Genomic DNA, 25,711 nt, shown 5'->3' with positions numbered 1-25,711 from the left:
GCGATGGCGAAGATCGGGGCAGGACGTCAGTAAACGCCGCGACGTAATTCCGGCGCAATGGCGTGAAGTTTCTCCTAGCGGCGCGCGCGATCATCCACAATTCCAGATCGGCCCGATCGGCGTCCGCGTCCAGCACGGTCCGAAACTGCCTCCATTGTAGCGGCCGCCGCGGAAGCCGGGTTGGCCGAAATAGTGCCACTCGCCGTCCCAACCGTAATACTGAGGAACCGAGTCGATATACCAGTGGCGTCGGTCGGCGCGCGAGAACCGGCGTATCAAGTCCTTCTGCTTGTAGAGCGGAATGCTGTTGCTCGGCGGTTGGCGATAGCCGGGCAGGAAGCCGTAGCCTTCCAGACCGGCTTTGGCCCCTTTTCATTAATTGGCGCAGCGTTCGCGACGACCGGCAGCATCGGCAGGATGATAGTAGCAGTTAGATACAAAAGGCGAGACATGGATCGACAATAGTCGCTCGGTTGCGCGAAGGCCATTTAAATGTGGGTGCAGAGTTTCACGTGATCACGAGGAGAAGTGCTCTCTGATCACGCCCTTCCTGATCAAAAAGCGCGCGTATCCCTGCTGTCACCCACCTCACGACGTCGAATCCGTAGCGCGAAAAATCCGCACACGAGAGCTTACCGGGACAGATGGGACGGCCGACCGAGCGGTCGATTCCGGGCAGCACCGCGCGCTGCGTCCGGGCGCACGGTCGGGTCGTCCATCATCACGCGCAGGGACCGACGAGATCGACGCGCGGATGGAGCGTTAAGCTGACGCGGACGGTCCTCTCCATAACTCATGCGCGGCAGCTAAATCAGTCGCTCCGCGCAGAGCCACAGCGGCGATGCGGGTGGCCGGGTGGTTGGCGTTGACGGCCACGAGGTCGTGGCCATGGACCATAGATGCGAGAGGCCAGAGCAACGCGGGCGCTAGGATCGGATCAATCGATTTCATTATGTGACGAACTATCCTCCCAATCGATCGCTTAGGTTTGTCTCTCTCCCTAAACCCTTCGCAATCATCAAGCACCGCGGACCAGAACCCTCCAAACGGTCATTCATCGACGCAAAAAAAAGCGCCCGGCCTCATGTCGATGGCCGGGCGGAAGTTAGTCGTCGACAGAGGGAGCGCTGCCGACGATGATTTGCGGCAAAACGTTCGCCGCAAATTCTAATTACGGAGTGATCAATGGTCGCAGAAACCTGGCTTCATTCCTTTTTTCAAAAACCGCCGACTATTGGCGTAATGCGGCTCAACACTGGCTCGCACAGCTGGAAGGAGGTATTGTCCGTTGTCCTGAGGATCGTCAAAGTCATGCTGATTAAGTGAGTGGCGCTGAACAGAGTTGATCCGCGGCTGTTCGTATGCCATCAACGTGCCGGCCGAAGAGCGTAGCGACCCACCATCCCCGGTGTCTGGGCAGAAGTACCTTGTTATTCGCATGCGAGCATTCGGAGCGCGTTAGAGCAATTCGAAGGCAGTGATTGGCGCACCAGAGTCCCCCTCTGCCGTATACACATCGAACGCACTAGTATCATCGTCTCACCGACGTCGGCGGCAAACAGCGGCCCGGTTGGCTTGCCAGCCATCCCCGTCAGCTACTTCAAAATGCTACAACGTGACGCTACGTGCGATTCAAGGTCTTTTGAGCTGACCCGCATAAAACTCAAGCCGCCGACCTCTCGCCGATAGTAAGTGATCCGCGACCGGTCGACATGCGTCCCGCATACCGTTTTGGATGGGCATATGCACGTGAGCGCTCCAGACACATTGCACGTCATATGGGCATGTCGTGTGTTCGTCTTGCCCAAAAGATCGCGTGCGTCGGCGATCATGTATCGTCAAGTCATCATTTCGAGCTTGTCGGCTTCCGACTGGCATCACCGGTGTTGAAAGGTCGCGCGCCATGCGCAGTCGTCCGTTCTCCTGGCCCAGCCGAGTGATCTGCGGTCGCCGACGTTCGTCCTGCGAATTCTCTCCTAATCAAAACACCAGACCTTCGCCAAATGACCTGTTATCGCGAATACCACAGTGCGATGGCACAAGCGCATAGGAACGCGCATTGCGGCCGCTAGCATAACTCCTGCACCCCGCCGTGACGCCAGCGAGCCGGATCATTCGCCGCTGCAAGATGGCGGCGCGTGAGGTGATATGCGATTCAAACGTCCTCGTTGTGTTGCCGGAACAGCCGCAATCGTTGCAAGCGCCGCCGCTCATTCGGCCGATTGTGGAGCCACAGTAAAGGCGCCCGCAGCAATATAGAGCTGGACCGGCGGATACGTTGGGGGCTACTTTGGCGGGGTTTACGGCCGGACATCGTTCACTGACCCCTATAGTCCTTCAATCTATGGTGACGTCGACACCCCGTTGTTCGTGGTCGGAGGTCAGATCGAACGTTGCCGTTGCGCTACGTCATTCCATTCGGCTCAGGTTTGGAGTCTCAAGGAAGCCCAAGGAATTAAGCGCGAAGTTCAACTCGGCGCACAACTCACCGAGAAGAAGAACAGTGCGTTTCTTAATTAGCTCAGCGGGTGCCTACCCAGATGGAGTATTCGATACCGCCAATGCGCACAAAGGAGACGCCAGCAAATATCTAGCGATCGACCGATCGGAACCTCGTCAACGAACTCGGTCTGCGCGACTAGGTGCTGCGACGCTGGATAAGCTCCAGGAGTCGTGTCCGGGGGCGTGGTGGCGCTCCACCACGTAGGCGAGGCCAATGTCGGCGGACCAGGATTCGGGCATCGGCCTCTTACGCGAGGAGAGCGAACGGCTGCGCATGGAGTGCGACATCAAAAAAAGTCGGACTCGGAAGCTTTGTGAGTTGAACCGCGAGCCGTTGCGCTGTTGCATGTGGATCGTGCTCGACACGCCAGTGATAGAGGCGGGTGTGTAGAGACCTATGAAGAGGCGCTCGTTATGTTTGCGACTGCGAGGGGAGGCTTGCTCCACGGATATGAAGTGGTGTTTTTGAGAAGAGCCTGACTGCAAGGCTCTCTGTCTCTGTCTCTCTCTCTCTCTCTCTCTCTCTCTCTCTCTCTCTCTCTCTCTACTCTTCCTTTGAAGAAGGCCGCCAGGCCGCTAGGTTCTGTAGTTGCAGACAGCATGATATCGCAGATGCGGCAATCAGTTGGTGGGAGGGGTGCGGAACGTGGATGAACCACTTCATGGAAATCCCGGCTGTGCTGCACTTCCGAGCAGGAGTCGGCCGGCGCTCTGGAGGGTTCCCTCGTTTAAAGCTGCGTGCTGGGCAACCACGAAGCTGTCGCACATCGCTCGCGCCAGATTGCTGGTTGTGTAGAGCGACGCGCTTCCAGCGAGAACGCTCGCAATGTTGCAGACCTCAGCGCTTTGCCGCGCGGCATTTGTGGCGGCGAGTCGCATCAGGGTCGCGGTGCTCTGGTTTACCTCATCCTCTAGCGCTTCCTTCCACAGCTCCTCGGTGGCCTCATAGAAGAAGGCACGGGCGGAACGCAGCATGGATTCGGCTCTGGCCATCTCCAGTTGGACATAGCCGCGCTCTGCCATCACGGGCGCTCCTGTGATTGAGGCGCGGCTTCCGGCCATCGCGACCACCTCGTCTAGCGCGGAGCGCGCAATACCGATGCCGACGATCGCATGCGCCTGGGCAGCAAAAGTCACGGACGGATAACGATAGATCGGCGCGTCGAGTGTCGGCGGACCGCCGCGGATCAAGGTCCATTCCTCCGGCACAATGACATCGTTGACAACGACGTCGTGGCTGCCGGTACCTTGCAGACCGATGACGTCCCAATTGGGCCGGATTGTCACCTTCTCGGCCGGCATCACGGCTACACGCGCAAGGCCACCGGTCGGATCGTCTTCCAGAGTGATGCCGACCCCTATCAGATCCGCGCCCGGTGAGCCGCTGGCGAATGGCCACACGCCGTTCACGACAAACCCGTCGGTGCTTCGCCTGGCGGGCTGGAGCGGGAAAAGCGCGCCTGCCAACACCACGTCAGGCCCATTCGCGTATACCTTTTGAAGCGTGTCCTCCGGAAGAGCAGCGAGGTAGCGAGCCCCATCGCCGAAGCTGGCGACCCAACCGGCGGAGCCGTCGGCTTCGGAAATGCGCTCGATCAGGTGACAAAAATCGGCCGGCGTTCGCTCCTCGCCGCCGAATCGCTTGGCGACCAAAGCTCGATAGACGCCAACGCGCTTGAAGCCGTCGATGATCTCGTCTGGAATCTTCTGCGTTCGGGCGAATTCGTTTCGACGCGCGCGGATATCAGCCAGTAGCGGCGACAGAGTATCCCAGGTCGCGGCCGTAGCGTCGGTTACTGGAGTGATCGTCTCTGGTGCTGGTTTTGCCATGTGTCCTCCAACGGAGATTTGTCACACTCGCGCCCGGCCGGGTCGAACCACGTTGTGAATTCCTGACTTGGCAACCGCGAGGTCGGCGAGGCCCTGCGGCTCTTTTGCATGTCCCCAGCAATCGACGTACCATCAATCATGGTCTGCCGGCCGTGTCTGAATCGAGCGAGATCACTTGGCTCGTGCAGCCGCGCCGGGAGAATGTTCGCGCCTCCGTGTCTGATTCCAGGCACAACGCGTCATCAACCGGACACGGCGGAAGGAGAGCGACTGAAGTGGACCTCGAGCGCGAACCAGTCGGGCTCGGCTTGCCTGCTGGAGTTTCAGGCCCGCTCTGATTTCCAGACATTACCAACAGCGCAATTTACCGTGCGCGCGACTGTGGGTAAGCTTTTGGTTGGATGTGAACATCACACGGCAGTATTCAACAAACGTGGCGGCAGCGTTCGGGAGTTTCGGATGAGCGCCTGCAGGAGAGACTGTCCGATGCCGACGCGAATAGCAGTTTTCTTTACATCGGTCGGCTGGGCAGTCGTCGTGGTCGCAATTCCGCTCTTTTTGATCTTCCGACCTGGCTGAGCCTGGTGATCATAGCAGGACCATAAGTGGCTTGCCGGGTCGCGGGTGAGAGCCTGCCGGAATCGTCACGTGTTCCGTTAGGCCGAGAGCCCGGACCCGCATGCCTCGCACCGCGATCTGCCGCTTGCACCGCCTCTGTGGGTCTAGCGCATTAACGTGCAGGCATGAATACTGTCGCCCGCGGTATGAGTGATTCCTGGTGCTGGCCTCGCGTTGCCAATATGAGCACGTAGAATGCAAGGAGAATTACGAGGCCGCGCATACCAAGGATCTTCCCGAAGCTGTGACAATTGTGGAGCGGTTGTATTCGGTGCATTTGAGGAAGCTGATGCACGAGTGAATTACCGGAATTCGACCGAAGCTCTGCAACAGGCGGCAAACGATAGCGGGCCGCCGAGGGTGCCAGCGTCAGTTCAGCAACTCGACCCTGCCGGTGTCGAGCCGATACAGGCCCCCGACGACCTTTAGTCTGTTCTGCTCAACTGCCGCGTTCAGAATCGGCTCCGTCGATTTTAGTTTGTTGACGTTATCGATTACATTTTGTCGGGTTACTTCGGCGAACGTGTCACGGGTTTGCTGGCGAGATCCTTTTACCGCAGGCGCAAGCGCAGCAACGAGGGATGAAATGTGCCCCGGCGGCGGCTTATCGTCGTGGAGCGACTTGATCGTGGCGTCTATCGCACCGCAATGATCGTGGCCAAGTACCAGGATCAGCGGCGTGTTCAGCACGGCCACCGCATATTCCATACTGGCGAGCGTGTCATCGTTGACGAAGTTACCGGCTAGGCGGCAGACAAACAGATCACCAAGTCCGCTGCCGAAGACAAGTTCAGGCGCCACGCGAGAATCGGCGCAGCTCAGAACCGCGGCATATGGATTTTGCCCATCCACTAAAACCTCACGCTCGCGCTTGAAATCGTCGCGTCGTGATACGCCCTGGACATAGCGATCGTTCCCTTCCATTAGCCGCTTCAGGGCAGCCTCCGGCGAGATCAGGTTATTCGGCTTGGGCGGCGCTTTTGCTTCCTTTGCATCGACAATGTTGTTGCCAACCCGTAGGCAAACCGCCGAAAAAGCGAACAGCAACAGCGAGCGGCGCGACGGCGCGATCTTGGTCAGATAGGTCAGAGAACAGCCTGCTTTCATGCATCTCACCTCATCGCGCGGCTTTACGCCACCCGGTGGCTTCGGCTTCCGCTTCGCTGCAGAGCCAGCGTTCACCGGGCTTCGTCATGTCGATTTGTTCGTAACTGAGTTGCCCGGGCAGGTGATAAATGCGCTCGCCATTGCGGCCCACAGTGCCTTTTATCACACACTCGGAGGAGGGCGGGTCCGATAGCAGCGCGGATCCGAGCAGGAGCGCCTGAGCGTCGGCGGGAACCGAGCTCGCGCCGATGATGATCGTCCCCTTATTGCGGCGACGCCAGTCCCAGGGGGCGATGAACGCCCCCGACCACAGCCCCGCGCAGGTTTTGCTCGCCACAACTTCATAGATGACGTACGGCCCCGACGAGAGTGCCCAACCGGAGCGTACCATCCAGGCGTTCACGTCCTCGCCTTCTATGAAGCAACTGCCGCGTGACCTGCCGTATTCATCACCTCCTGTGGTATGACAATCCCACGTTCGTCCGTTCGAATGCTTGATCAGCTCGTCGCGAGCAGCTAGGCCGCAAGCCCATTTCCGACCGTGGGCGTCGAGGCAAATCTGGTCAGTTTCGGGAGCTTCGATGCCTGAGAGCCGAAGCTTGAATCGCTCGATCTCGATCGTATTGCCGTCGAGGATGCGCGGAGGACCACGGAGCTTCGCCGCGCAGACCGGAGATGTGATGATAGCGAACAATGCGACCATCATTACGCGGTGTTTCATCCCGACAAAAACCTCTCGCTCTTGATTCATGTTCACGCACGATCCGGCGCCGCCGCATTCGGCTGCTTAAATGCTTGTCCATTATTCGGCCGCATCTTTCGACGCTTGATCTATGAAAGCGTGGCCTTCATTTCGAAGCTACGACCTGACGCTGCGTGAGGTTCAAGCGATTTCTTCCGGTGTGCGTGTCGCGGTATCCTTAGCCTCGTCGGTCTCTCTCACGGGGCGGGTACTGCACCCTCTCGACCTGAGGAGGAGATCTCCATCGCTCGGCGGCAAACTTGGTATGCGGGAGAAAGCCAAGCTTCGAACGCTGTTTTCTCACGCACTTGAAGATGAAGTCGCGTGTGAATCTTGACGTCGAGTGGAAGTCAGGCGGGGAGGAGCAACCTGGCTATGCTTTGTGGCAAGGGCTGCCGACGGTTTCAGGGAGGGGGATGACATTTCGCTGTAAGTTCTTGTCAGGACAAGATTGATGTTCGAAAGAAATCTGATCTCGCTTCCCTTGAGATCTGGACAAAGGCGCCGCGGAGTTCAGCTCGAGGCTCGCTGCGTAAATGAATCGGTATCGTTTGCTCAAACCGCCAATCCCCAAGCCATCTTTTGGAGAGCCACGCGTGGATGCCAATCGCATTGTGGCCTTTCGCACCTCTGCTGTGCGCCACAATCTTCGTGGTGCCGCCGCCCCGTTCATAGAAGAACCCGATGTCATGGGCGGCGCGACTGGCGGCCGCTCTGTCGTAGTGCGCTTCACCCCGATCACAGGTGAAGATTGACCCAGCAAGCCCGGCACGAGGGCGTGCGTTTGCGCCAGAAGATGTGGAACGGCAACCTGCGTGGCTTCGTCGTATACGCACTGTCGCGCGCCATGGAAAACTGCCCCCTCGGCGTCACGAGGAATTGCCCCTCCTTGGATAGCCGAGGAGAGAGCGAATGAACGAGGAACGAATCACGGAAGGCTCGTCGTGGATTGATCCACGGGGGCAGGTGATGAAGACGCCGGATGACGTGGCGGAGATGTTGCGCCTGAGGGCGTGCGGGTGGGGTCTGAAGCGGATTGCGCGGCAGCTGGGCTGCAGCCATCACACGGTGAAGGACTACGTGACGGCGGGCGGGGTGAAGCCGTTCAAGTCGCCTGAGCGGGCAAAACGACTCCCTGGCCTCGAGGGTTGGCTGCGCGAGAGGTTCATTCGGCATCGCGGCAATGCGGATGTGGTGCGCCAGGACCTGTTGGCCGAGCAAGGCGTGGCAGTCAGCCGGCGAACGTTGCAACGCGCCGTGCAGCCCTATCGCCAGGCGCTGAAGGCCGAAGCGCTGGCGACGACGCGGTTTGAGACGCCCCCGGGGCGGCAGCTGCAGATCGACTTTGGCGAGCGTCTGGTCGAGATCGGCGGGGTGAAGATCAAAGCATTCGTGTTCGTGGCGACGCTCGGGCATTCGCGGCGGCTGCATGTCCGTGCGTTCCGGGCCGAGAAGCAAGAGCACTGGTTCGCCGGGCTTGAGAGTGCATTTACGACATTCGGCGGCGTGCCGGAGGAAGTGCTGATGGACAATCCACGCGCGCTCGTGGCGCGCCACGACGCGGTGAGCCGGTCGGTTCAGTTTAACGACAAGCTCATCGCGTTCGCGAAGCATTGGGGCTTCCGTCCTCGCGCCTGCGCGCCGTATCGGGCGCGCACGAAGGGCAAGACGGAGAGTGGCGTCGGCTACGTCAAGAAGAACGCGATCGCGGGGCATTCCTTCGCGAGCTGGGAGGCATTCGAGGCGCATCTCGCCGAGTGGGAGCGTGAGGTGGCGAACGTGCGCATCCACGGCACGACCGGCGAGGCGCCGATCGCTCGCTTTGCGCGTGACGAGGCGCACCGGTTGAAGCCGCTCAGCGGGCAGCCGTCGTTTGGATCGTTGCGTGAACTGGCCCGCGTCGTCGGCAACGATTGTGCCGTCGAGGTCGACACGAACAGCTACTCGGTGCCGTGGCGGCTGATCGGTGAGCGCGTGGCGGTGACGGTTGCGGCCGGCGAGGTGCGCATCCGCCACGGCATGCGCGAGGTTGCGGTCCACAAGCAATCGGAGGGGCGCCGGCTGCGGATCGTCGATTCCGCCCACCTCGACGGGGTTGCCGGTCGCAACGGCGCGGTCTGCCGACCGGCAATCGCGGCATCGACAGTGCCGGCGCCTTCTCCACTGCCCTCGTTGTTGCGTCCTCTTGCCGAATACGAAGCAGTGATCGGAGGGAGCTTCTGATGGCGCGCACAAGGAAGGCTACCGAAGCACCAACCGATCGGCTCGACGCCATGCTGGCGCGATTGCAGCTCTCCGGCATCCGCGACCAGCTCGACAACCTGCTCGACGAGGCGGCGCGCGCCAACCTATCGGCGCGTGAGACGCTGATCCTGCTGTGCGAGCGCGAGATCGCGCGCAAGGATCATCGCCGCATCGAGATGGCGCTCAAACTCGCACACTTCCCGGCCGTGAAGGAGCTTGCGGGCTTCGACTTCGAGGCACAGCCGTCGATCGATCCGAAGCAGATCCGCGACCTGGCCGCGTCACGTTGGATCGCCAACGGCGAGAACGTGCTGCTGCTCGGCCCGCCGGGCGTCGGTAAGACGCACTTGTCGATCGCGCTCGGGCGAGAGGCGATCCTGGCCGGTTACACGGTGCAGTTCACCACGGCGACGACCCTGGTCGCTGGCATGGCCAAGGCGCACGGCGAGCGGCGCCTGGACGAGAAACTGCTCGCGCTGGCGAAGCCAAAGCTGCTGATCGTCGACGAACTCGGCTACCTGCCGCTGGAGCCCGACGCGGCGCATCTGTTCTTCCAGCTGGTCAGCCGCCGCTACGAAACCGGCGCCATGCTGATCACGTCGAACCGCAGCGTTGCCGAATGGGGCACCGTGTTCGCCGATCCGGTCGTCGCCACTGCGATCCTCGACCGGCTCTTGCACCACAGCCACGTGCTGACCATCCGCGGCGACAGCTATCGGCTCCGCGCCAAGCGAAAGAGCGGCCTCATCAAGGCGCCCGCCGCTGACGGCCCTCCGGTCGGCTCCGCCTTCCTCCGTCCCGTCAGCGGCGGAGCCAACCTTCAACTGACATCATGAACCCGAGGGTGGGGCAGTTCTTCATGACGCAAAGGGGGCAGTTCCGGATGGCGTTTGACACGCACCGCACGAGGGGTATGCCGCCCGCGTGTTCGGACGATCGCGAGCACCATCCTGATGCCATTCGGTAGGAGGCGTCAATCCGCATCATGGTTGCCTCATCGCGGCGCTCGGGCAGGCTGCTCTGGCGCGGTTTAGCCGACTCAAGCTACAAATCGTTCTCAACGACCTCACTACACAATAGGAATCAAATGGCTGCAGCTCCACGGGAATTGCCGGTCTCTTCTTACGCGCTTGAAGTGGATGGCCGACTCAGAGCTGAATTCGCAACTAAAGACGGCGCCAGGGCAGGCGGAGCAGAACTAAAGAAGCGTTTTCCCATGCTGCAAGTCCGGATCTATGACGCGCAGACGAATGCGCGCGAGGAAATTTAGCGCCGAATCAGTCGTTCCTCGATGCCTCGCGTACGGCTCCGGGACTCGTCGCCGGGGCCACTCGGAAAACGGCCGATGTTCAAGGGTATGCCGACACTGCCGCATTACCCTCTTAATGGGTTTGTCGCAGCACTCGATCGTGCCGGCTCGGCGTCGGCATGCTCACCAGTCAATCGCGCGATGCGCGGCCTGCACGCCGGATCAGACTTGGGCCCGAGGCATCTCCAGGCCCGGTCCCTTGAAGAGTGGCATGGAGAGCTGGTTCCCTCGCAGATCGGTGTTCTCTCACGGCGTCAGGTGCGCTGGGAGCAAAATCTCGCCAACTGGTACGCGCCGCTGAGCTCGACTGTCGCGGGGAGGCTCGAGTAATCGTGCTGCCCGATTTTTGCCTGACGGGCTGAAGGCTGCGGGGAAAGGCTCGCGACTGTTGCGAAGGCGTAAGCACCGACACTTTAGGGCTAATATGTCTTGCAGTTACTCTGAGGCGGTCAGGAGCTGCGGCGCGATCTTGCTCTGCGCGACCATTAAACCGAGGGCTTTCGCTCCTTCTTACTCTTCCCGTTCCTTGGGCTCCATCCGAGCGAACCAGGAGCCAGGAGGAAAGGCCGCGATACGCTGGGCAAAGGAGGATTGCGGCTCCCAATCTTGCCCTTCGCTCTTCTCGAAAGTGATGACCCCGTTATGGGTGTAAAAACGGGGCCCTGGGATATTACAGTTCACTAAAAGCAAAACGCGCCACAGATCACCTTTTTCGGTCGGCTTGTCCTTCTGCTTCGGCAAGTAGTCCACTCCAACAGGCTCAACGATAGTGCAGCGGCCCTGCCGCAGGAGATCGCCGAGCCGGCCCTGCGTGGTCGTCACGAAGTTGAAGTTGCTCGGATCATGCAGAAAGCGAAGATTTGCGTCCCTTTCGCCATCCTTGACTTCACTGGCGATCAACCCGAGCGCCAGGGCGTGCCAGCCCAATTCGATCGGCTTTGCATAGGTCGACGCAAGTTGAAACGTGCCGTCGAGCGCGATCCTCCAGGTGATAACGTACTGTTCGTCTAATACATCATCCGCGTGCCTGGTCCACGAAACGAAAACATAGTCGTTTCCGTCAAGTTCGGCGACGCCCCACATTCGAGGGACGAACCGTGCAACTTTCGAGACGTTGGAGATAATTTGTTCTATTGTCTCACCGTCTTGCGCTCGCCACGTTGACTTGAATCTTTCGATATGGGGGCTCTCGATAGCGCGAGCACGGTCGCCAGTCGCAGCCAGCCCGGCCAGACAGATCAGGGATCGACCGAGACAAAACAATAACGCGCGTCTTCCAGACACTTTTCTCATGACTGTTGGCCTATCTGGTTTCATCCACACGTCATTGCAGAGCGGGCAACTTCAGCCTGTTATGCGCGAGCGCAAGAAGTTAGCGGCGACGCGACGGGGGACCGATGGTGTCCCGTGCGAGCAGGCGCTCTATCACGCGCCGCTAACTTCGTTGCCGGCGACAGCCTCAAGTTGCTGTGCTAGACATGCCCAGCAGGAGGAGACTGGGCATGCCGAAGACTTGCATTCCTCGTGCCAGGTTAATAGACGGCAATTCGCACCGCTTCTATGTCCTCTTTGTCGGCTTTCCGACATGCGGGCGTCTCGATGTTTCCGTTCAGCGCGGCTTATGCCAACGCGCCGAATGTTCGGTGGGCGCAGCTGAACGCCTCGACCAAGTTCCTGATGAGAATTGGGAGCACGTTTGCCGCCACAGAACTGTTTGGCTCGCTATCGTTACCGGAGTGTCAGCTTTCGACCTCTGGCATGCCTCTGGGTACTCGCGGCCGAGAGGCCAGAGCGCGTTTGACGCTTCTTTCGCGACAACCGGCACTCGCGCCGAGCATTTGGAGTCTGGCTGGCACTGCAAATCAACGTGCCGGTCAGGTATGTTGCTGACTTTGCCACGTGTCTTAGGCCTATGCAGCACGGATCCAGCTGGTCGAGAGGGCAGCTGGATGGCGGACGCGCTCGAAGAACCTGCTGGGAAGCCTGGGACACGCATCAAATGCGTTCTGCTCTAGGCAGCAGTCCCGACCGCGGAAGCCGCTTTATCCCTTCCACCGAACTGGCGTGCGGCCAGAGGGCAGCTGCGATGGTCATCACAATATCGCTGACTGCAGAGCGCATCTACATCGACTCAGCGATAAGGATGCGCGGTCATTCGCGTAGCGGATGTCGCAGCACCAGCTTGCGACATAATCTGAGAGGTTGACGGAAGACTTGTCTTGCCGATAATCCAAGTCGTCGAGGTTCTCCGGTCCCACTTGATCCGGAGCTAAGAGGGAAGCCGGTGACAATGCCGGCGCTGCCCCCGCAACTGTGAGCGGCAAGCCGCTGTCCAACGATGTCACTGAAGCCTGCGCGGCTTCGGGAAGGCCGGACAGAAGCGATGACCCGCGAGCCAGGAGACCTGCCCCGACAATTATTCGTCCACGGGCGGGGTGTCCCGGTGGTGCGCCAAGCAGCCGTCGCACCGCGCGACTTCCCCTGCCTGCGTCCGCCACGGCCTTTGCCCCCAATATGGGGTTAACGCTATGTCTCTTCTCTCCCTTCCGGTTGCCACGCTTGGAACGCCACGCATCGGTCCAAGGCGCGAGCTCAAACTCGCTCTTGAAAGCTACTGGGCGGGAAAACGCAGCGAACTGCAGTTGCTCGAGGACGCAGCTGGCCTGCGTGCCGCAAACTGGGCTCGTCAGAAATCTATCGGCGTCACCGTCATTCCATCGAACGATTTCTCGCTGTATGATCAGGTGCTCGACACAAGTGTCATGGTTGGCGCCATCCCAGAGATCTACGCTTCGAACGCCGAATCCGTTTCGCTGAAGACGTACTTCGCCATGGCCCGGGGATCACAATGCGACGATCAGGATGCGAGTTGCGGTCGCGGACCGCGCGGATTTGGCGCACCCGCTCAGGAGATGACCAAGTGGTTCGATACCAACTACCACTACATGGTCCCCGAGTTTCGCAGAGGGCAGACTTTCAGGCTATGCTCTCGCAAGCCGATCGAGGAGTATGAGGAAGCCAAGGCCCTTGGCTTTCAGACCCGTCCTGTCCTGATCGGGCCGGTCACATTCCTAAAGCTCGGCAAGAGTCTCGATCCTGCGTTCCAGCCACTCTCACTGCTGGATGAACTGATACCGATCTATATCGAGGTTCTGCAGGAATTGGCCAAACGTGGGGCAAATTGGGTTCAGTTCGACGAGCCCTGCCTGGTTCTTGATCTGGATGAGAGGGCGCGGCAATCTTTGCGACATGCCTATGATCGGCTCGCCAAGGAGGTGCCGGCCATCAAGATCTTAGTTGCCAGCTATTTCGGCGACCTCGGGGACAATCTGAACACCGCGTTGAGCCTGCCAGTTGCCGGACTACACCTCGACCTAGTTCGAGCGCCACAGTTGTTGGACCAGATCATCGCTGGCGGCCGAGGTGATCTCGTCATGTCGCTCGGTGTCGTCGACGGCCGGAATGTATGGCGGTCGAATTTGTCATCGCTGCGCCAGCGGCTCGAACCCGCGATTGCGAAGCTCGGCAAGGACCGTGTACAGATTGCCCCATCCTGCTCGCTGCTTCATGTACCGGTCGATGTTGAACTTGAAACCGGGCTCGCTTCCGACGTCAAGAGCTGGCTTGCTTTCGCGGTCCAGAAGATGCGGGAGCTTGCGATCCTGGCGCGGGCACTCGCAGGCGACCAGAATGTTGCGCCAGCTCTTGCCGAGTCGGAATGTGCCGCGACTGTTCGCCGGACTTCGCCGAAAATCCGTGATGCCAATGTCGCTGTCCGGATGAAAGCGATCGATCAGACCATGCGTCGACGCGGGAGCCCATTTGCCCGTCGTGCCGAGATCCAAAGCAATCGTTTCGGACTACCGGCTTTTCCTACCACGACCATCGGATCGTTTCCGCAGACCACAGAGGTCCGGAATGCCCGTGCGGCGCATGCGCGAGGCGCGATAAGTGACGAGCAATACGACAGGTTCCTCAAGGAGGAGACTGCGCGCGCCGTACGTTGGCAGGAGGACATCGGTCTCGACGTCCTCGTGCACGGCGAGTTCGAGCGCAATGACATGGTGCAGTACTTCGGCGAGCACCTCGCCGGCTTCGCATTTACCAGGAGCGGATGGGTGCAGTCGTACGGCTCGCGCTGCGTCAGGCCGCCGATCCTGTTTGGCGATGTGGTGCGGCCGAAGCCTATCACCGTGGACTGGTGGCGCTACGCGCAATCACTAACGAGGAAGCCGATGAAGGCTATGTTGACCGGACCGGTGACGATTTTGAACTGGTCCTTTGTCCGCGATGATATTCCCAATAGCGAGGTCTGTCGCCAGATTGCGCTCGCGATCCGAGACGAAGTCCGCGATCTCGAGAATGCTGGTGCGACAATGATCCAGATCGACGAAGCCGCACTGCGCGAAGGAATGCCGTTGCGTCGATCGGAGTGGACGGCCTATCTCGACTGGGCCGTGGATTGCTTCAGCATCTGCTCATCGGGCGTCGCCGATGAAACGCAAATTCATACACATATGTGCTACTCGGAGTTCAACGACATCATCGCTGCGATCGCTGCAATGGACGCAGATGTCATCTCGATCGAGACGTCGCGCTCGAAAATGGAACTACTCGACGCGTTCAGGAACTACGAATATCCAAATCAGATTGGACCGGGCGTGTACGACATCCACTCCCCACGCGTTCCCGAGGCGGGCGAAATGAAGGAACTGATGGTGTTGGCTCGGACCCGGCTGCAGGATTCGCAGCTCTGGGTCAATCCGGACTGCGGCCTGAAGACGCGCAAATGGGAGGAAGTGCGTCCGGCGCTAGCGAACATGGTCGCTGCCGCCCGCCAACTACGCGCTGCATCCGATCCGCGAGGCCATTGATCCGGGCTTGGGTCTCTTCTCGACAAAGCGGATCCTCTTGCGGTCATTTGCGCTGTCGATGATCGATGGAGCCTTGGGAATAAAAAAGGCCCGGCCTCGCTGAGCGGGCCGGGCGAAAGTCCGGGAGGAGCGACGCTGACGCATCGCGCGGACTTCCATCGGCGGAGAGAGGACAACCGCCGGTTCGATCACGGCAAGGACATTCGCCGAAAATCTGAGCTCAGTTGAAGCACAAGCTCAGCGTAGCTCAATTATGCCGTGGTATGCGACCGTTAGCCTGAGGTTTATAAAGTTACACCAAAGTTTGTCGATCAAGAGCACGTCGGCAACGATTACGACGGCGACGAGGACGGTGATGCCGGGCGGTCACAGCAGGGCACGAGCCGCAAACTCAGTGCGCTTCCTGTCTGAAAACCTTATGCTCGATCAGCGCGACGATACGAAAAACCCGGCTCCAAGGATCTTGCAAGCGTAGACAATGCCTGAGCGGTTGCTATTGATTTGATCCCTGCTTAAGGCAGTCCTTGCTCGACCGGTTCCAGCCGGCGGTCGGGTTTCGTCTTGGGTCTCTGTTTGAGAGTCTATGAGCGGACCACGCGGAGGATGTCACGAGCTTGAAGATGGCACTGGTGCCGACAGGGTGCTCCTCAGCCGTGAGCCTGGTCCTGCCCTCAGCACAGGGCCAGTTGAATGATGGCGATCTCCGATCCGGCACGGCTCGGCGCAGAGTTAGACCCGACGTCGTCCAGCGCCTTGCCGTTCGTGCTAAACGTACCCGGGCGAGCAGTGCCTGGCAATTGACGTGCTGTGGGTCAAACCGGTCGCGGTCGGATCATTCAGAGCCTGCCAGGCTGGGAAAGGTTGGGAGTGCTTCGCCCCACCCGCGCGGCGGTAATCGTCCGTCGTTGTGCGGCGGCGGGCATGAGAGGCATCCGTTTCGCGCGATGTCACTGCGCAACTGCCAGACCTGCGACATCACATTGTGGAACGTGCCGGAACCAGAGCTCAGGAAGGCTCGGCCATGCCGTTGGCACCGGAAGCGATCATCGTGCGGAGAAAGCCATCTTGGCGGTGCGGCAGCCTACGTGCCCGCGAACACCCCCATTTTCATTCGACAGGATGAGCATGAGGTCTAATTCCTGCTGTAACACGGCGCCGATCAATATGGCCCCTACGTCTCGGCGCCGTGTCACGGGTTGCCGGCCTTGGCGGACGAAAATGCGACCGAGCTCCGTTCGGCCTCAGCTTCTTGCTCCAATTGCAGAATATGCGCTCTTAGCGCATCGGAAGTGGCTGCCGCTGTCTCGCTGAACAGGGGATCTCCATCATCGGTGACGGCGGAAGCGATTTCGGTCCATTCCTGTGCCGAGAGAGCCTTCAGTGCGGCCGGAAAGAAATCTTGTTCTTCCCACATCATGTGGCGCCGCTCGCATACTATAAAGTCGCGTATGATATCGCCGACGTCTCGCCGAAAGAGTTCACGATCCGCGAGGATGGCGTCAATAGCTCGCGCGAAGTGGTGCAAACGGTCGGCCACTTCCTGGTGTTCAAGCGCGAGATCGCCAACGATTGCAGCTGCATCGGGATCGCGAGCCTTGAGCTTCGAAAAAATCAAGTCTTCCTGTGGATGATGGTACAGCTCGGGGTAAACCTCGAAATAGCTGATAATCGCGCGAATGACCTCATAATCGGGACCGATCCCTCCCTCAAAAATCTCCAATTCGCGTTGAAGAGCGGCCAGAAGCAGATCAATGTTGCGATGCTCTCGAAGCAAAAGGTCGATGGTCATTCCGGTGCTCCTGGAGGCACAATGTAGGCCGGAAGCGTTTCTGCCACTTACAAGATCGCCCAAGCCGATTCGGTGTCCTTCTACGCCGCAGTTTTCTGCGCCGTTCGAGGCCGGCGTAAATCAACTTAGCCGCCGAAGTGTTGAGGTTGCCCCCGCAAGACGCCGGTCGGATAACGGCTGGTTTCGGTAAATTTGGCGGCCTGGGCGTGCATGGCGGACCCTTTCTTGCGGACATCGATGGGACGCAGATTGGCTGCTCCTGACGAACTCGAAAATTTGGATGTTTTCCCTAGGTAGAAGTCCCTAAGTATTTACCCGTAAGTGCCATGAGCACGGCGTTTTGAATGGGGGCGGGGCGGTCCCTTGTTTGCTCAAACATGGCCAAACCGGATTAGAAAGCTGCATGCTGCTTCCTCGGCCGCGTCCATGGAAACAGCCGGAAACGCACCGCCGCACCCGTGAAGAGCTCCAGCCGGCCGAAAAGTTGTCGTCCACAGCCACTTTCGGCTTGCCGCAGGAAGTCTTGTTCGGGCGCCTTGGCTCTGACCCCCGTCAGCATCGGTCGGCCGCGGAGGTGACCAGGCAGATATTGACGGCATTCCGATCGATGTACGCTGACCGACGTGGTCGACGCGCTCGATGATCATGCGATACGCTGCCGTAGCCCCCTTCTCCGGGCCGATAGATCCGCTGTCCATCGGAGCACAAATGTGGGCCGACGTAATTGATCTGCTTCATGTGCCGTCGTGATGCGAGAAACCAGCAGCGTGTGTTGCATCGGTAGCCGTTATCGATAACATGACCCGCTCGGTGCGGTGCGCCTGAAAACCGTCCGTTCGTCTGCAGTGCGCAGCTTGAATGCATGAATAAGCCATTCGCGGCATTTGCGCTGGCGCTAGAGTCCCGCGGCAATGGCGATCCGCATCAACTCGGACACGCTGCGGACATTGGTCTTGGCCATGAGGTTTGCACGGTAAACCTCGACTGTCCTGGGACTGATGCCGAGATCATAGGCGATCACCTTGTTAATCTTGCCCGCTAATAGTCCCTGCAGGACGTCACGCTCACGCGACGAGAGGCACGCGAGGCGGGCTTCCGCCTGGAGTTTTGCTGCGTCATCGGCTGGTTTTGTTGGTCGCGCTTCCAGAGCACTATTGATCGCACGCAATAGCACCTCCTCCACGAACGGCTTCTCGAGGAAGTCGGCCGCACCCGCTTTCATCGCTTCAACTGCGAGCGATACGTCGCTATGACCAGTTATTAAGACGACGGGGCAGTTGACACGATTGGCCTTCACTTTACCGACTAGCTCGAGACCGCTCATGCCCGGCATGCGAATGTCCGACACAATACAATCAACTGGACCGCTCGCGACGTCATTAAGAAACGCGGTCGCCGTCTCATAGGTTGCTACGTAGAAACCGTTAACATCAAGAAGAAACGCGAGCGAGTCCCGCATTGCGGCGTCATCGTCGATCACAAGAATGCGCCGCCCAATCATGCTGTCTGTTCGCTAAGCTCGACAAATGGCGCGGTGAACTGAAGGATCGCGCTGCCACCCGGATTTGCTTGCGCGACGATATGGCTGCCATGACTCGATGGTCGTCCGGCAGATTGATAGCCCCACACCCATGCCATGCCTTTTAGTCGTGACAAAGGGCTGCAACAGTCGGTCGGCGATATCAGCGCTGATGCCGGGGCCCTTATTAGCAACTGTAAACCTGTCGACAGCAACTTCAGCGCGTGGGCAGGAAGCCATGGCCTCGATTGCATTGCGTATCAAGTCCACCGCGACCTTCTGCATCTCGATCTTGTCGACGACAGCACGAGAGGCAGCGCGGCGGCTGCCGCGGCAGTGCCATAGCCTTACCAGATGTGGTCCGACATGCTTCCTGATAGACCCTCTCATTCGATCGACTATACATTGTTTCCCACGAGGGCCACCGGAGCAGAACGCGCCTCAGCTCACACCAATCTATTGTGCAGGACGGCCGTCGCCATCTGGCCATATGCGCCAGTGCGTTGGCTGCACGGCTACGTGTTCTCCGGTCTTGGCCTTGATCCAGCCGCCGAAGGCCCGGCGGCAAGGAAAGACCACCCGGTGAATGGCATTCCCCTCGATCACGGCAATCTCCAGATCCTGATCAAAGGGCGGCGCCGTTTCGACCCGCTCCCAGGTCAGGTCGCCAGTAGATCTTGGACGGTGTTCATCGCTGCCGGCTGACAAATTCAGGCAACCTTCTGAACTACGCACGAGATGGCTTGGCCGCCGCGAGAGCTGGCTCAGCCCAATATTGCCCAGGCGGCGTGGTCCCGATTGCGCCAGCCGCGGCCGGGGTTTTATCGACCGCGGCGCCGTTGAACCTATCGTACCGGGACTTGATCGGCACGCCACCCGAAATATTAGGATTGGCCCCGCGAAACAACTCCCGGGCCTTGGTGGAATCGATATGGATCAGCTCAGGTCCTTGGCGCTTGGTATTAACCGCTGTTCTGCAGAAGTAGAACTGGACTGCCGCTCCCGCGATCTCGCCGGCGGCGGGACGAATGTCCCCGTGGTCTGTCATGTCGAACATCCTTCGTTGGTGGAAAATCTCTTTGTCCCACGGCGTCAACGTGGGGCGTTGGGTTGTGAGGACGTCAGCCGCGCCCTTGTGAGCGGGGCGGCATCCCCGAGAACCGGAAGACGCCGGAGCTCGCTTGACACCCATTCGGATGAGCCTAGCTGCGCTCGGCGCCGATCATCGCGCCCGTCCGCGGGTCGATGAAGTGGACGCCTTCGCACGCGGCGCAGGTTATTGTGTGTAGGTCATCGGCACGCGGCTCGGGCACGTCCGGCAGCAGTCCTTGAACTCGGTCGCCGGTATCTGGACATGAAAAGATGATGGGGCGCCAAGTCTTTCTTTCTGCCATGTGTGTGACCTTGGACGGGAAGCTCACTTCTATCAGTAGGCAGTCGCTGCAGTATTTGATACAGGTCAAAAAGAGCTGATGCGCATCCAGAATGGCCGAGCTCCAGCGGCTGCTGCGGGCCCACAGGCCCGCGTTGGCTGGCGACATGTCCCAAGTCGGGCGATCCGCGAGGGGACACGCCAGCGTGTAGCGGGGTTGATTTGAGGCGCACCACTCGCGAATGGGCCCCGACGGCATTTGTCCTCAATGTTGCGATAGCCGGCAAGCGGATGTTCAATTGATCGCTCGCCTCGCAATATCGGTGGCCTTGCCGGGCAGATCCCAGCCAAAGGCTTTGGCGCTGAAGTCTGAGCCCTGGGCTCATCGAAACGTTGGCTGCGACAAGCGTGATCATCGGCTGTGCTGTCGCGGCCGCAGGGGCAGTTTGCCTTATCTTGGCCCACGATCACGTGCGCATAGGTCTCGCCATCGATTGTCTCGGCCGCCGGCGCGCCTCGGAAATGGCTTTGCTCGGCGATTGGCGCGACGACCTGGTGTTTGCGGCAATGTCTCGTGGGACCACCAAGTATCGCGTGTAAAGTTAGCGGCCTCTCAATATTGCCAGGGGTTGGGTATGGATCGATAGAGATCAATAGCCGGCATCTCGGGCATGACGGCGCGTCTCTTCAGACGTTCCTCGAGTCATCGGTCGTTCAATTTTGTCAAGTCGAGGGCATGAGCAGACCAGAAGGCGTTATCCCTCTTCGCAAAACAGAGTGCGATCCGCCAAGCTGGAAAAGTAGTGGCCGCGTGGTCTGCGCGACAACAGGAGCGCGCGAGACGCGCTACCAAAGCTTCGAACTATCTCGATGGAGGACCGGACAACCGGTTGGGGATGCCGCTTGAGGCAGATCAAATACACTTGTGGAGCGAATGGCAGAATGGTGGATAAGCAAACCCACAAGAAGAGGATGCCATGATTTCATTTGATGTTCGGTTCATCAAGATCGTTTCTGACGATACCGGGCACGAACATCGTGCCTGTCAGGCGACGTTCAAGGTTAATGCCACCTCGCTGTGCGCTGCTGCACAGCAGGCGGAGAGTGATTTCTGCAAGCAAAAGAGTGTTCGCGATTGGACCGTCTTCGCCGATGTGATAGAGCTCCGAACCCCGACTGCATTGCCGCCGGCATGGGCTGGTTAGCTTGACTTTGGCGGAGGGAGTCTGCGAATTGGATTGTGGGTCCATCTGTAATCTAAGCGTTGTCCCGGACAGGGTCGCGTCGACCACAGCGAAAGCGTCATACCGGCAGGGCCATCCGGATCAAAGGATCCGCTCCCACAAATCGGTCTTGTTTGATTCGTGACAAGAACAAGTCTGCCTCTGGCAGCCATGGCTGTCTCAAAGGGTCTGCGTGGTTAGCCAATCTGCACACATCAATGCCCCTGAGTCGACACAGGACAAGCCTCATTGCCGCCTCGAAATCCACGACAGCTCTTGTGTCTGTACTCGCTGTTTCTGGCGGCGATGGGAATACGATCCGGCGTTTACCTTCTGCGTATTGCTCACTTTCGCCGCCAGCTTGCCAGCGCAGCCGTCATCCTCAATCACCGCTATGAACGGGCGGTAAGTTGGGACGTGAACACGTTCGCGTCCGTCGGCACCATCGGACCCACGACAGTCCTCACGTACATTGTAACATCAGCATCCGAGTACGATTCGATCGCGCGATCAGGGATAAACTCAGAACGAAAGAGAATTGCCACGGCAGACAAATGCTCAATCGAATTCGTCCGAGCGGCAAAAGTCCCTCGCATCACAGATCAGGCCTCTGTCCAAAGGACAATTCAGTTCACCGGCTCGTTATCGATCCGAGGTCGCCTGCAACGCTTATTGCAACGACGCCCACATAAGGGGAATCTGTTAGCGACAATAAGGCGCGCGCGAAGGCTCCTGCATTCTCGGCAACCGGGAGCACGTGGAGGAGAAGCGAGATTGCGCCGTGCACTCTCAAGTGCGGGCGAAATCAGGAGACAACTCGCGTAGTTCTTTAAGCGCAACTGTTGCTTCGATGTCACCAAACGTATGAACCGGCAATCTACGCTGGTGTCAACCGAGGGACGACATGTTCGATATTTATGTGAACGGAAGACGCGATCTTTTGGTCGTTCCGCGAGGGTTTGCGATCCCTACGGGGTTGGCCGGCAGTTGGAAGCGAAAGAAGCGGGCGGTGCGTTCAGTGAGCGATGTTATTCGCCAAGATGTGCAACAGCGCGGTTACCACCGACGTAGTCTGATCTCGAATCGGTCGAAGACGGCAGTCGAGACCTCGTCAGACGCGTAGCCAACGCGGCTATCTCCGCTGACCCATTCTTCAAAACACTTCTGGAAGGATCTCGCCGATCCCGTCGAGAACCTTGTTTACCGCGTCGACGGCAGGCGGGTATTCTGCTTCATTAGGCTTATGGCGCAAGGTTTCTTTTGAAAAGCCGCGCACGGCGCTGCGGCTTCCCTCCGATAAGTATTATGGACTTTTCCCCGACTCGATGGCGTGCGCGCGTGAGTTTTCAGCTGTCCATACTGAAGATACTTGCCGGCCAGGCACACGGACGGGCGAGCATCGAAGTCGTTAAACAGCATTTGGCCATTTATTACAGCAGCGGCCCAGAGTGGCCGGCGCGTATGAAGCGTATCGCGAGCCGAGCGCCCCAACTCGATATTTTTGGCCAAAGGCTGATCGAGCGAGAGGCCGGGTGCTGGATTATCACCGACGAGGGAAGGAAGACTCTTGAAATGCTCGAATTGGTGGATGTGGGTGCTATGCAGGGTCAGGTTAAGCGGGAGATCGCGCAAGAGCGCGAAGATGGGTAGCCGCCCCCGGTGTCTTCGCAGCTACGAACCAGCGCGCGCAGAAAGCGCTCCCCGGCAAGCGATTGAGCACGCGCAAGGGCTATCGGCGTGACGGCTTGCCGCTCAATCCCTTGCTGATGGCCACTGGCTTCATCCAACCTACGGAATGGAGGAGCTGATGTCTTCGTGCACTCCAACGCGTTGAGCCGAGCCCGAAGGGCCGACACGAAGACCCGACCGATCTAGTATTCGCGCACGCCCCAAGGGAGCTCTGGCGTTTAGATAAAGCGCGCTAATCGTCATAAGGTGACCATAGCAAGAGACCGCCCCGATGTTCTCAGGGCCTCGATGTTTGATCACTCTAGGCTTAATACAAATCACGAACCTCCCCGAGATGCAGCTGTTCAGGTTCATCGCGATTGGCTTGCTCATTCCAGAACATGTTAGTCTACGTGCTTAGTTTCGAATAGAAAGGCGTGGATTGAGCATTCAATTGTAACGAAGCCTCTCTACACAGCGTCTGTACGAAGTTTACAATTCCACAGCTGCACTAGTCCAGACGTTGTCTTCCGAAAGCATGACCGAGCTAATACCTGGCGCGAGTTCCGATGACTGTTCTTTTTTTACGGTCGTCGCTGCGAAAAAACTATGTTACAAGCGCTCTTCTCAGAAGGAGCATTCATCGTGAAAAAAGCAACAAAGAAACGCGTCAAGCGGCGCGAGTGGACGAAGGCAGATATCAAAGAGCTCAAAGTTCATTCGAAGGCTCGGACCCCGGTCATAAAGTTAGCAAAAATGACCAAACGCAGCGCCGGCGCGCTGCGCCAGAAGGCCTTAAATCTCGGAATTGGACTCGGACATCAGCGGTAATTTTGAGCAATTGGCTAATGGCGGTAGGGCGGCTTGCGGGCCGCCCTCTTTGGTCGTAGAAACTTCGTCGCAAATTAGCTTTGCCGATCCGCGCTGAGAGAGTTTTTCACGTACGTGCTGGATGGCCTTCAACGTCGCGGAACGGGCCCCCACGCGTCCTCATCTTTGATCAAGTTTTTTGGAAGGCGCTTTCGACGGCCGCTAGCGATGTATGATCGCGAGTGAAGAGATACTCTTAGCCCATAGGCCTGTCTCGAAGATGAAACCCCGAAACGCTCGTCTCCGGACGCGGGCGATGGGGCCAAAGCGCCCAGTTCTAGGCGCGTTAGCTTCCGAGAATCTAACCAGTCTTAAACGAACTCCTAGGTCCGAATCTAACATCCGTTCGGCCAGCAGCTTTTTCAGATTCGGCGAGACAGTCTTGGTGCTGGGCCGAACTCATTGGCTGATCGCTTTACCCGGCGCGCCACTGAGCGGCGTTGCGGCGCCTTCATCAATTGACTGGGCCGACGTTCGACCTTCTTTAGGCCTCTGCCGACGATGAGGCTTGGCGCCTCCCGCGAGACTTGCCGGCTTGGAACACCGATCTGGCGCTCCGTTGCCGAGACTGCTGCCGGAAGGCATTGACGCAATGCTTCTGCGGCGAGCTAGTGAGACTAACCCGCGCACCGCTTTGATCCCCCACATGAACCTTACCGCAGAACGTCCAAGCGTCGATCCGACGCCGGTTCAACTCTGGCCGAGTATGCGGAGAGGAAAACCGAGTCGCCCGCAACGCAAGGATAGTCGTCCACATCCGCGTAGTAGCAGCGCATCCTTCGAAGCAGGATTTGCTTGTCAAGCTTTACGGACCGCGCGTCGCATGCTGAACGAGGCAATTCTACACTTTACCGATCTCTTCACGAGCAAGATCATGATGCCGGATCACTTCTGTTATGATGAAGGCCAGGAACTTCTCAGCAAAGTCTGGGTCAAAGTTGGCGGCCTGTGCGAGCGCACGCAGTCTTGCTGTCTGTCTCTCCTCCCGACCTGGATCGGCAGCAGGAATTTGCAATCGAGCCTTTAGTTTTCCCACCTCTCGAGTGCACCTAAAGCGTTCCGCGAGAATGTGAATCAGGGCGGCGTCCAGATTGTCGATGCTGCTCCGAAGAGCATTCAATTCGGGTGGAGCTTCCAACGTCTCAGGTCCCTTCGATGCGCACGATGTTTTTCGGGCTTCATAACGAGTCTCTGTACTACTGTTCTTGAGTCAGACCTCGAGTGCGAGCTAACGTTGACGCCTTATGGGCCCGCTCAAGAGTTTTATGCAAGCACCTTAGCCAGTGGACGTGATTTCTGGATCCGAGCCGATTAACAGGGTTCTGACATCGGAAGGCCAATGACGCGAGAAGGCCACGTCATCGGATCGGGTGCATCGCTTTGCAGGCGTCGCAGAACATCCGACGGATGCCATTCCCGACGGCTTCTATTTGCGGTTATACTCACGCTCGCGCCGTGGTGGTGAAAGGCGCAACCGTCAGACCTATGACTCACGGAGCCCACCGCCATGATCACCTTCGCACCACTGCTCGTCTTCCTCGTCATAGGCTTTTTCGCGTGGCTGCTCTTCATGCTTGCAGTCTTCGCGTTGCCCATCTTCGCCGGCGTAACGGTTGGTCTTTGGGCCTTCCACACGGGAGCCGGCGCTCTGGGCGGCATCGCTGTCGCCCTCGTCGCTGGCGCCGTGACGTTCAGCATCGGCCAGCTCGCGCTCGCCCTCGTGACATGGACTTGGCTCCGACTCTTTGGTCATCATCTTTTACGTCGCACCGGCGACCGTCGCCGGTTACAGCGCTAAACCGACGCAGCAGGATGATTGTCTCCTAGTCCGTGAAGCTCATCATGCGATTGTTTTTCCAGACGCTGAAGCTCCTCTGAAGCGACGGAGGTCCGCCGACGGCACGGCTTCATCATCCAGATGATCCAGCACTCGCCGAAGCTCTCCTTGAGAGAACTGCTCTGAATGCAATTCGGCTTGCGCGAAAGCCGACGAGGTGAAGTGATCCATCTCGCCATTCCTGAAGCTCCTCTGCGGGCTCCTCGT

The 25,711-nt window shown here is 58.9% G+C and carries 21 protein-coding genes, 1 pseudogene and 1 riboswitch; of the genes and pseudogenes, 10 read left to right on the top strand and 12 right to left on the bottom strand.

Features of this window, described 5'->3' with window-relative positions; translation table 11 throughout:
- Positions 1–90: 90 nt before the first annotated feature.
- From XH96_RS39340 to XH96_RS31980, 4 genes and pseudogenes are all read right to left on the bottom strand, one after another.
- Positions 91–452, bottom strand: a pseudogene (locus XH96_RS39340) (hypothetical protein).
- Positions 453–3,162: 2,710 nt separating this feature from the next.
- Complete coding sequence (locus tag XH96_RS31990; protein WP_194389492.1) at positions 3,163–4,332, bottom strand: acyl-CoA dehydrogenase family protein; 1,170 nt, start codon at positions 4,330–4,332, stop codon at positions 3,163–3,165.
- Positions 4,333–5,319: 987 nt separating this feature from the next.
- Entirely contained in the window at positions 5,320–6,057 is a 738-nt protein-coding gene (locus XH96_RS31985; RefSeq protein WP_194389491.1) for a carbonic anhydrase, read from the bottom strand.
- Positions 6,058–6,067: 10 nt separating this feature from the next.
- Positions 6,068–6,808 carry a thermonuclease family protein gene (locus XH96_RS31980; protein ID WP_194394340.1) on the bottom strand — a complete coding sequence of 247 codons (741 nt, stop codon included), beginning with the start codon at positions 6,806–6,808 and terminating at the stop codon, positions 6,068–6,070.
- A 587-nt stretch (positions 6,809–7,395) separates the two neighbouring features.
- On the opposite strand from XH96_RS31980, the gene XH96_RS31975 reads away from it, so the two are divergent.
- From XH96_RS31975 to XH96_RS39335, 4 genes are all read left to right on the top strand, one after another.
- Positions 7,396–7,554 carry a hypothetical protein gene (locus XH96_RS31975; protein ID WP_194389490.1) on the top strand — a complete coding sequence of 53 codons (159 nt, stop codon included), beginning with the start codon at positions 7,396–7,398 and terminating at the stop codon, positions 7,552–7,554.
- Between the two features lie 157 nt (positions 7,555–7,711).
- Positions 7,712–9,022: an IS21 family transposase gene (gene istA, locus XH96_RS31970; RefSeq protein WP_194389489.1), complete on the top strand. Its 1,311-nt coding sequence runs from the start codon at positions 7,712–7,714 to the stop codon at positions 9,020–9,022.
- Positions 9,022–9,879 (top strand): IS21-like element helper ATPase IstB, encoded by an 858-nt coding sequence (gene istB, locus XH96_RS31965; RefSeq protein ID WP_194389488.1) that lies wholly within the window; start codon positions 9,022–9,024, stop codon positions 9,877–9,879. Before istA ends, istB begins: the two co-directional genes overlap by 1 nt.
- A 149-nt stretch (positions 9,880–10,028) precedes the next feature.
- Entirely contained in the window at positions 10,029–10,313 is a 285-nt protein-coding gene (locus tag XH96_RS39335) for a hypothetical protein (protein WP_246789818.1), read from the top strand.
- 549 nt (positions 10,314–10,862) lie between these two features.
- On the opposite strand, the gene XH96_RS31960 is transcribed toward XH96_RS39335, so the two are convergent.
- On the bottom strand, positions 10,863–11,645 hold the full coding sequence (locus tag XH96_RS31960) for a nodulate formation efficiency C protein (RefSeq protein WP_246789817.1): 783 nt from the start codon (positions 11,643–11,645) through the stop codon (positions 10,863–10,865).
- A 931-nt stretch (positions 11,646–12,576) separates the two neighbouring features.
- Positions 12,577–12,779: riboswitch (cobalamin riboswitch) on the top strand.
- 101 nt (positions 12,780–12,880) lie between these two features.
- Between XH96_RS31960 and metE the strand changes: the two genes are divergently transcribed.
- Positions 12,881–15,226, top strand: a complete 2,346-nt coding sequence (gene metE / locus XH96_RS31955; RefSeq protein WP_194389485.1) for a 5-methyltetrahydropteroyltriglutamate--homocysteine S-methyltransferase — start codon at positions 12,881–12,883, stop codon at positions 15,224–15,226.
- A 1,189-nt stretch (positions 15,227–16,415) separates the two neighbouring features.
- Here metE and XH96_RS31950 read toward each other — a convergent pair.
- From XH96_RS31950 to XH96_RS39330, 3 genes are all read right to left on the bottom strand, one after another.
- Positions 16,416–17,015, bottom strand: coding sequence for a hemerythrin domain-containing protein (locus XH96_RS31950; RefSeq protein WP_092219369.1), 600 nt, complete (start codon positions 17,013–17,015; stop codon positions 16,416–16,418).
- 895 nt (positions 17,016–17,910) lie between these two features.
- Entirely contained in the window at positions 17,911–18,516 is a 606-nt protein-coding gene (gene fixJ, locus XH96_RS31945) for a response regulator FixJ (RefSeq protein ID WP_194389483.1), read from the bottom strand.
- A gap of 12 nt (positions 18,517–18,528) precedes the next feature.
- A complete protein-coding gene (locus tag XH96_RS39330) occupies positions 18,529–18,774 on the bottom strand; it encodes an ATP-binding protein (RefSeq protein ID WP_246790202.1) in 246 nt (81 codons plus the stop codon).
- Between the two features lie 126 nt (positions 18,775–18,900).
- Between XH96_RS39330 and XH96_RS39910 the strand changes: the two genes are divergently transcribed.
- Complete coding sequence (locus tag XH96_RS39910; RefSeq protein ID WP_194394420.1) at positions 18,901–19,239, top strand: hypothetical protein; 339 nt, start codon at positions 18,901–18,903, stop codon at positions 19,237–19,239.
- A gap of 22 nt (positions 19,240–19,261) precedes the next feature.
- Here XH96_RS39910 and XH96_RS31930 read toward each other — a convergent pair whose 3' ends face one another.
- Together XH96_RS31930 and XH96_RS31925 are read right to left on the bottom strand one after the other, a co-directional pair.
- A complete protein-coding gene (locus XH96_RS31930; protein ID WP_194389482.1) occupies positions 19,262–19,582 on the bottom strand; it encodes a hypothetical protein in 321 nt (106 codons plus the stop codon).
- A 154-nt stretch (positions 19,583–19,736) separates the two neighbouring features.
- Entirely contained in the window at positions 19,737–20,075 is a 339-nt protein-coding gene (locus XH96_RS31925) for a hypothetical protein (RefSeq protein ID WP_194389480.1), read from the bottom strand.
- Between the two features lie 808 nt (positions 20,076–20,883).
- On the opposite strand from XH96_RS31925, the gene XH96_RS31920 reads away from it, so the two are divergent.
- From XH96_RS31920 to XH96_RS31910, 3 genes are all read left to right on the top strand, one after another.
- Positions 20,884–21,111 (top strand): hypothetical protein, encoded by a 228-nt coding sequence (locus XH96_RS31920; RefSeq protein WP_092219380.1) that lies wholly within the window; start codon positions 20,884–20,886, stop codon positions 21,109–21,111.
- 1,356 nt (positions 21,112–22,467) lie between these two features.
- Entirely contained in the window at positions 22,468–22,779 is a 312-nt protein-coding gene (locus XH96_RS31915) for a hypothetical protein (RefSeq protein ID WP_194389479.1), read from the top strand.
- A gap of 663 nt (positions 22,780–23,442) precedes the next feature.
- Entirely contained in the window at positions 23,443–23,628 is a 186-nt protein-coding gene (locus tag XH96_RS31910) for a hypothetical protein (protein WP_080138904.1), read from the top strand.
- An 880-nt stretch (positions 23,629–24,508) separates the two neighbouring features.
- On the opposite strand, the gene XH96_RS31905 is transcribed toward XH96_RS31910, so the two are convergent.
- A complete protein-coding gene (locus tag XH96_RS31905; protein ID WP_194389478.1) occupies positions 24,509–24,805 on the bottom strand; it encodes a chorismate mutase in 297 nt (98 codons plus the stop codon).
- A gap of 369 nt (positions 24,806–25,174) precedes the next feature.
- On the opposite strand from XH96_RS31905, the gene XH96_RS31900 reads away from it, so the two are divergent.
- A complete protein-coding gene (locus tag XH96_RS31900) occupies positions 25,175–25,465 on the top strand; it encodes a hypothetical protein (protein ID WP_246789816.1) in 291 nt (96 codons plus the stop codon).
- Between the two features lie 42 nt (positions 25,466–25,507).
- On the opposite strand, the gene XH96_RS31895 is transcribed toward XH96_RS31900, so the two are convergent.
- A complete protein-coding gene (locus XH96_RS31895; RefSeq protein ID WP_194394419.1) occupies positions 25,508–25,675 on the bottom strand; it encodes a hypothetical protein in 168 nt (55 codons plus the stop codon).
- Positions 25,676–25,711 lie beyond the last annotated feature (36 nt).

This window comes from Bradyrhizobium sp. CCBAU 51765 (genome assembly GCF_015291725.1).
Lineage (GTDB): Bacteria > Pseudomonadota > Alphaproteobacteria > Rhizobiales > Xanthobacteraceae > Bradyrhizobium > Bradyrhizobium liaoningense.
The sequence above is the reverse complement of the archived record's forward strand: the minus strand, read 5'-3'. Positions and strand labels throughout refer to the sequence as shown.

What these genes read in the sequence shown, in the direction of transcription:
- XH96_RS31990 (WP_194389492.1), bottom strand. Translation starts at nt 4,332, where the DNA reads ATGGCAAAACCAGCACCAGAGACGATCACTCCAGTAACCGACGCTACG.
- XH96_RS31985 (WP_194389491.1), bottom strand. Translation starts at nt 6,057, where the DNA reads ATGAAAGCAGGCTGTTCTCTGACCTATCTGACCAAGATCGCGCCGTCG.
- XH96_RS31980 (WP_194394340.1), bottom strand. Translation starts at nt 6,808, where the DNA reads ATGAATCAAGAGCGAGAGGTTTTTGTCGGGATGAAACACCGCGTAATG.
- istA (WP_194389489.1), top strand. Translation starts at nt 7,712, where the DNA reads ATGAACGAGGAACGAATCACGGAAGGCTCGTCGTGGATTGATCCACGG.
- istB (WP_194389488.1), top strand. Translation starts at nt 9,022, where the DNA reads ATGGCGCGCACAAGGAAGGCTACCGAAGCACCAACCGATCGGCTCGAC.
- XH96_RS39335 (WP_246789818.1), top strand. Translation starts at nt 10,029, where the DNA reads ATGGTTGCCTCATCGCGGCGCTCGGGCAGGCTGCTCTGGCGCGGTTTA.
- XH96_RS31960 (WP_246789817.1), bottom strand. Translation starts at nt 11,645, where the DNA reads ATGAGAAAAGTGTCTGGAAGACGCGCGTTATTGTTTTGTCTCGGTCGA.
- metE (WP_194389485.1), top strand. Translation starts at nt 12,881, where the DNA reads ATGTCTCTTCTCTCCCTTCCGGTTGCCACGCTTGGAACGCCACGCATC.
- XH96_RS31950 (WP_092219369.1), bottom strand. Translation starts at nt 17,015, where the DNA reads ATGACCATCGACCTTTTGCTTCGAGAGCATCGCAACATTGATCTGCTT.
- fixJ (WP_194389483.1), bottom strand. Translation starts at nt 18,516, where the DNA reads ATGATTGGGCGGCGCATTCTTGTGATCGACGATGACGCCGCAATGCGG.
- XH96_RS39330 (WP_246790202.1), bottom strand. Translation starts at nt 18,774, where the DNA reads ATGGCTTCCTGCCCACGCGCTGAAGTTGCTGTCGACAGGTTTACAGTT.
- XH96_RS39910 (WP_194394420.1), top strand. Translation starts at nt 18,901, where the DNA reads ATGCTTCCTGATAGACCCTCTCATTCGATCGACTATACATTGTTTCCC.
- XH96_RS31930 (WP_194389482.1), bottom strand. Translation starts at nt 19,582, where the DNA reads ATGACAGACCACGGGGACATTCGTCCCGCCGCCGGCGAGATCGCGGGA.
- XH96_RS31925 (WP_194389480.1), bottom strand. Translation starts at nt 20,075, where the DNA reads ATGTCGCCAGCCAACGCGGGCCTGTGGGCCCGCAGCAGCCGCTGGAGC.
- XH96_RS31920 (WP_092219380.1), top strand. Translation starts at nt 20,884, where the DNA reads ATGATTTCATTTGATGTTCGGTTCATCAAGATCGTTTCTGACGATACC.
- XH96_RS31900 (WP_246789816.1), top strand. Translation starts at nt 25,175, where the DNA reads ATGATCACCTTCGCACCACTGCTCGTCTTCCTCGTCATAGGCTTTTTC.
- XH96_RS31895 (WP_194394419.1), bottom strand. Translation starts at nt 25,675, where the DNA reads ATGGATCACTTCACCTCGTCGGCTTTCGCGCAAGCCGAATTGCATTCA.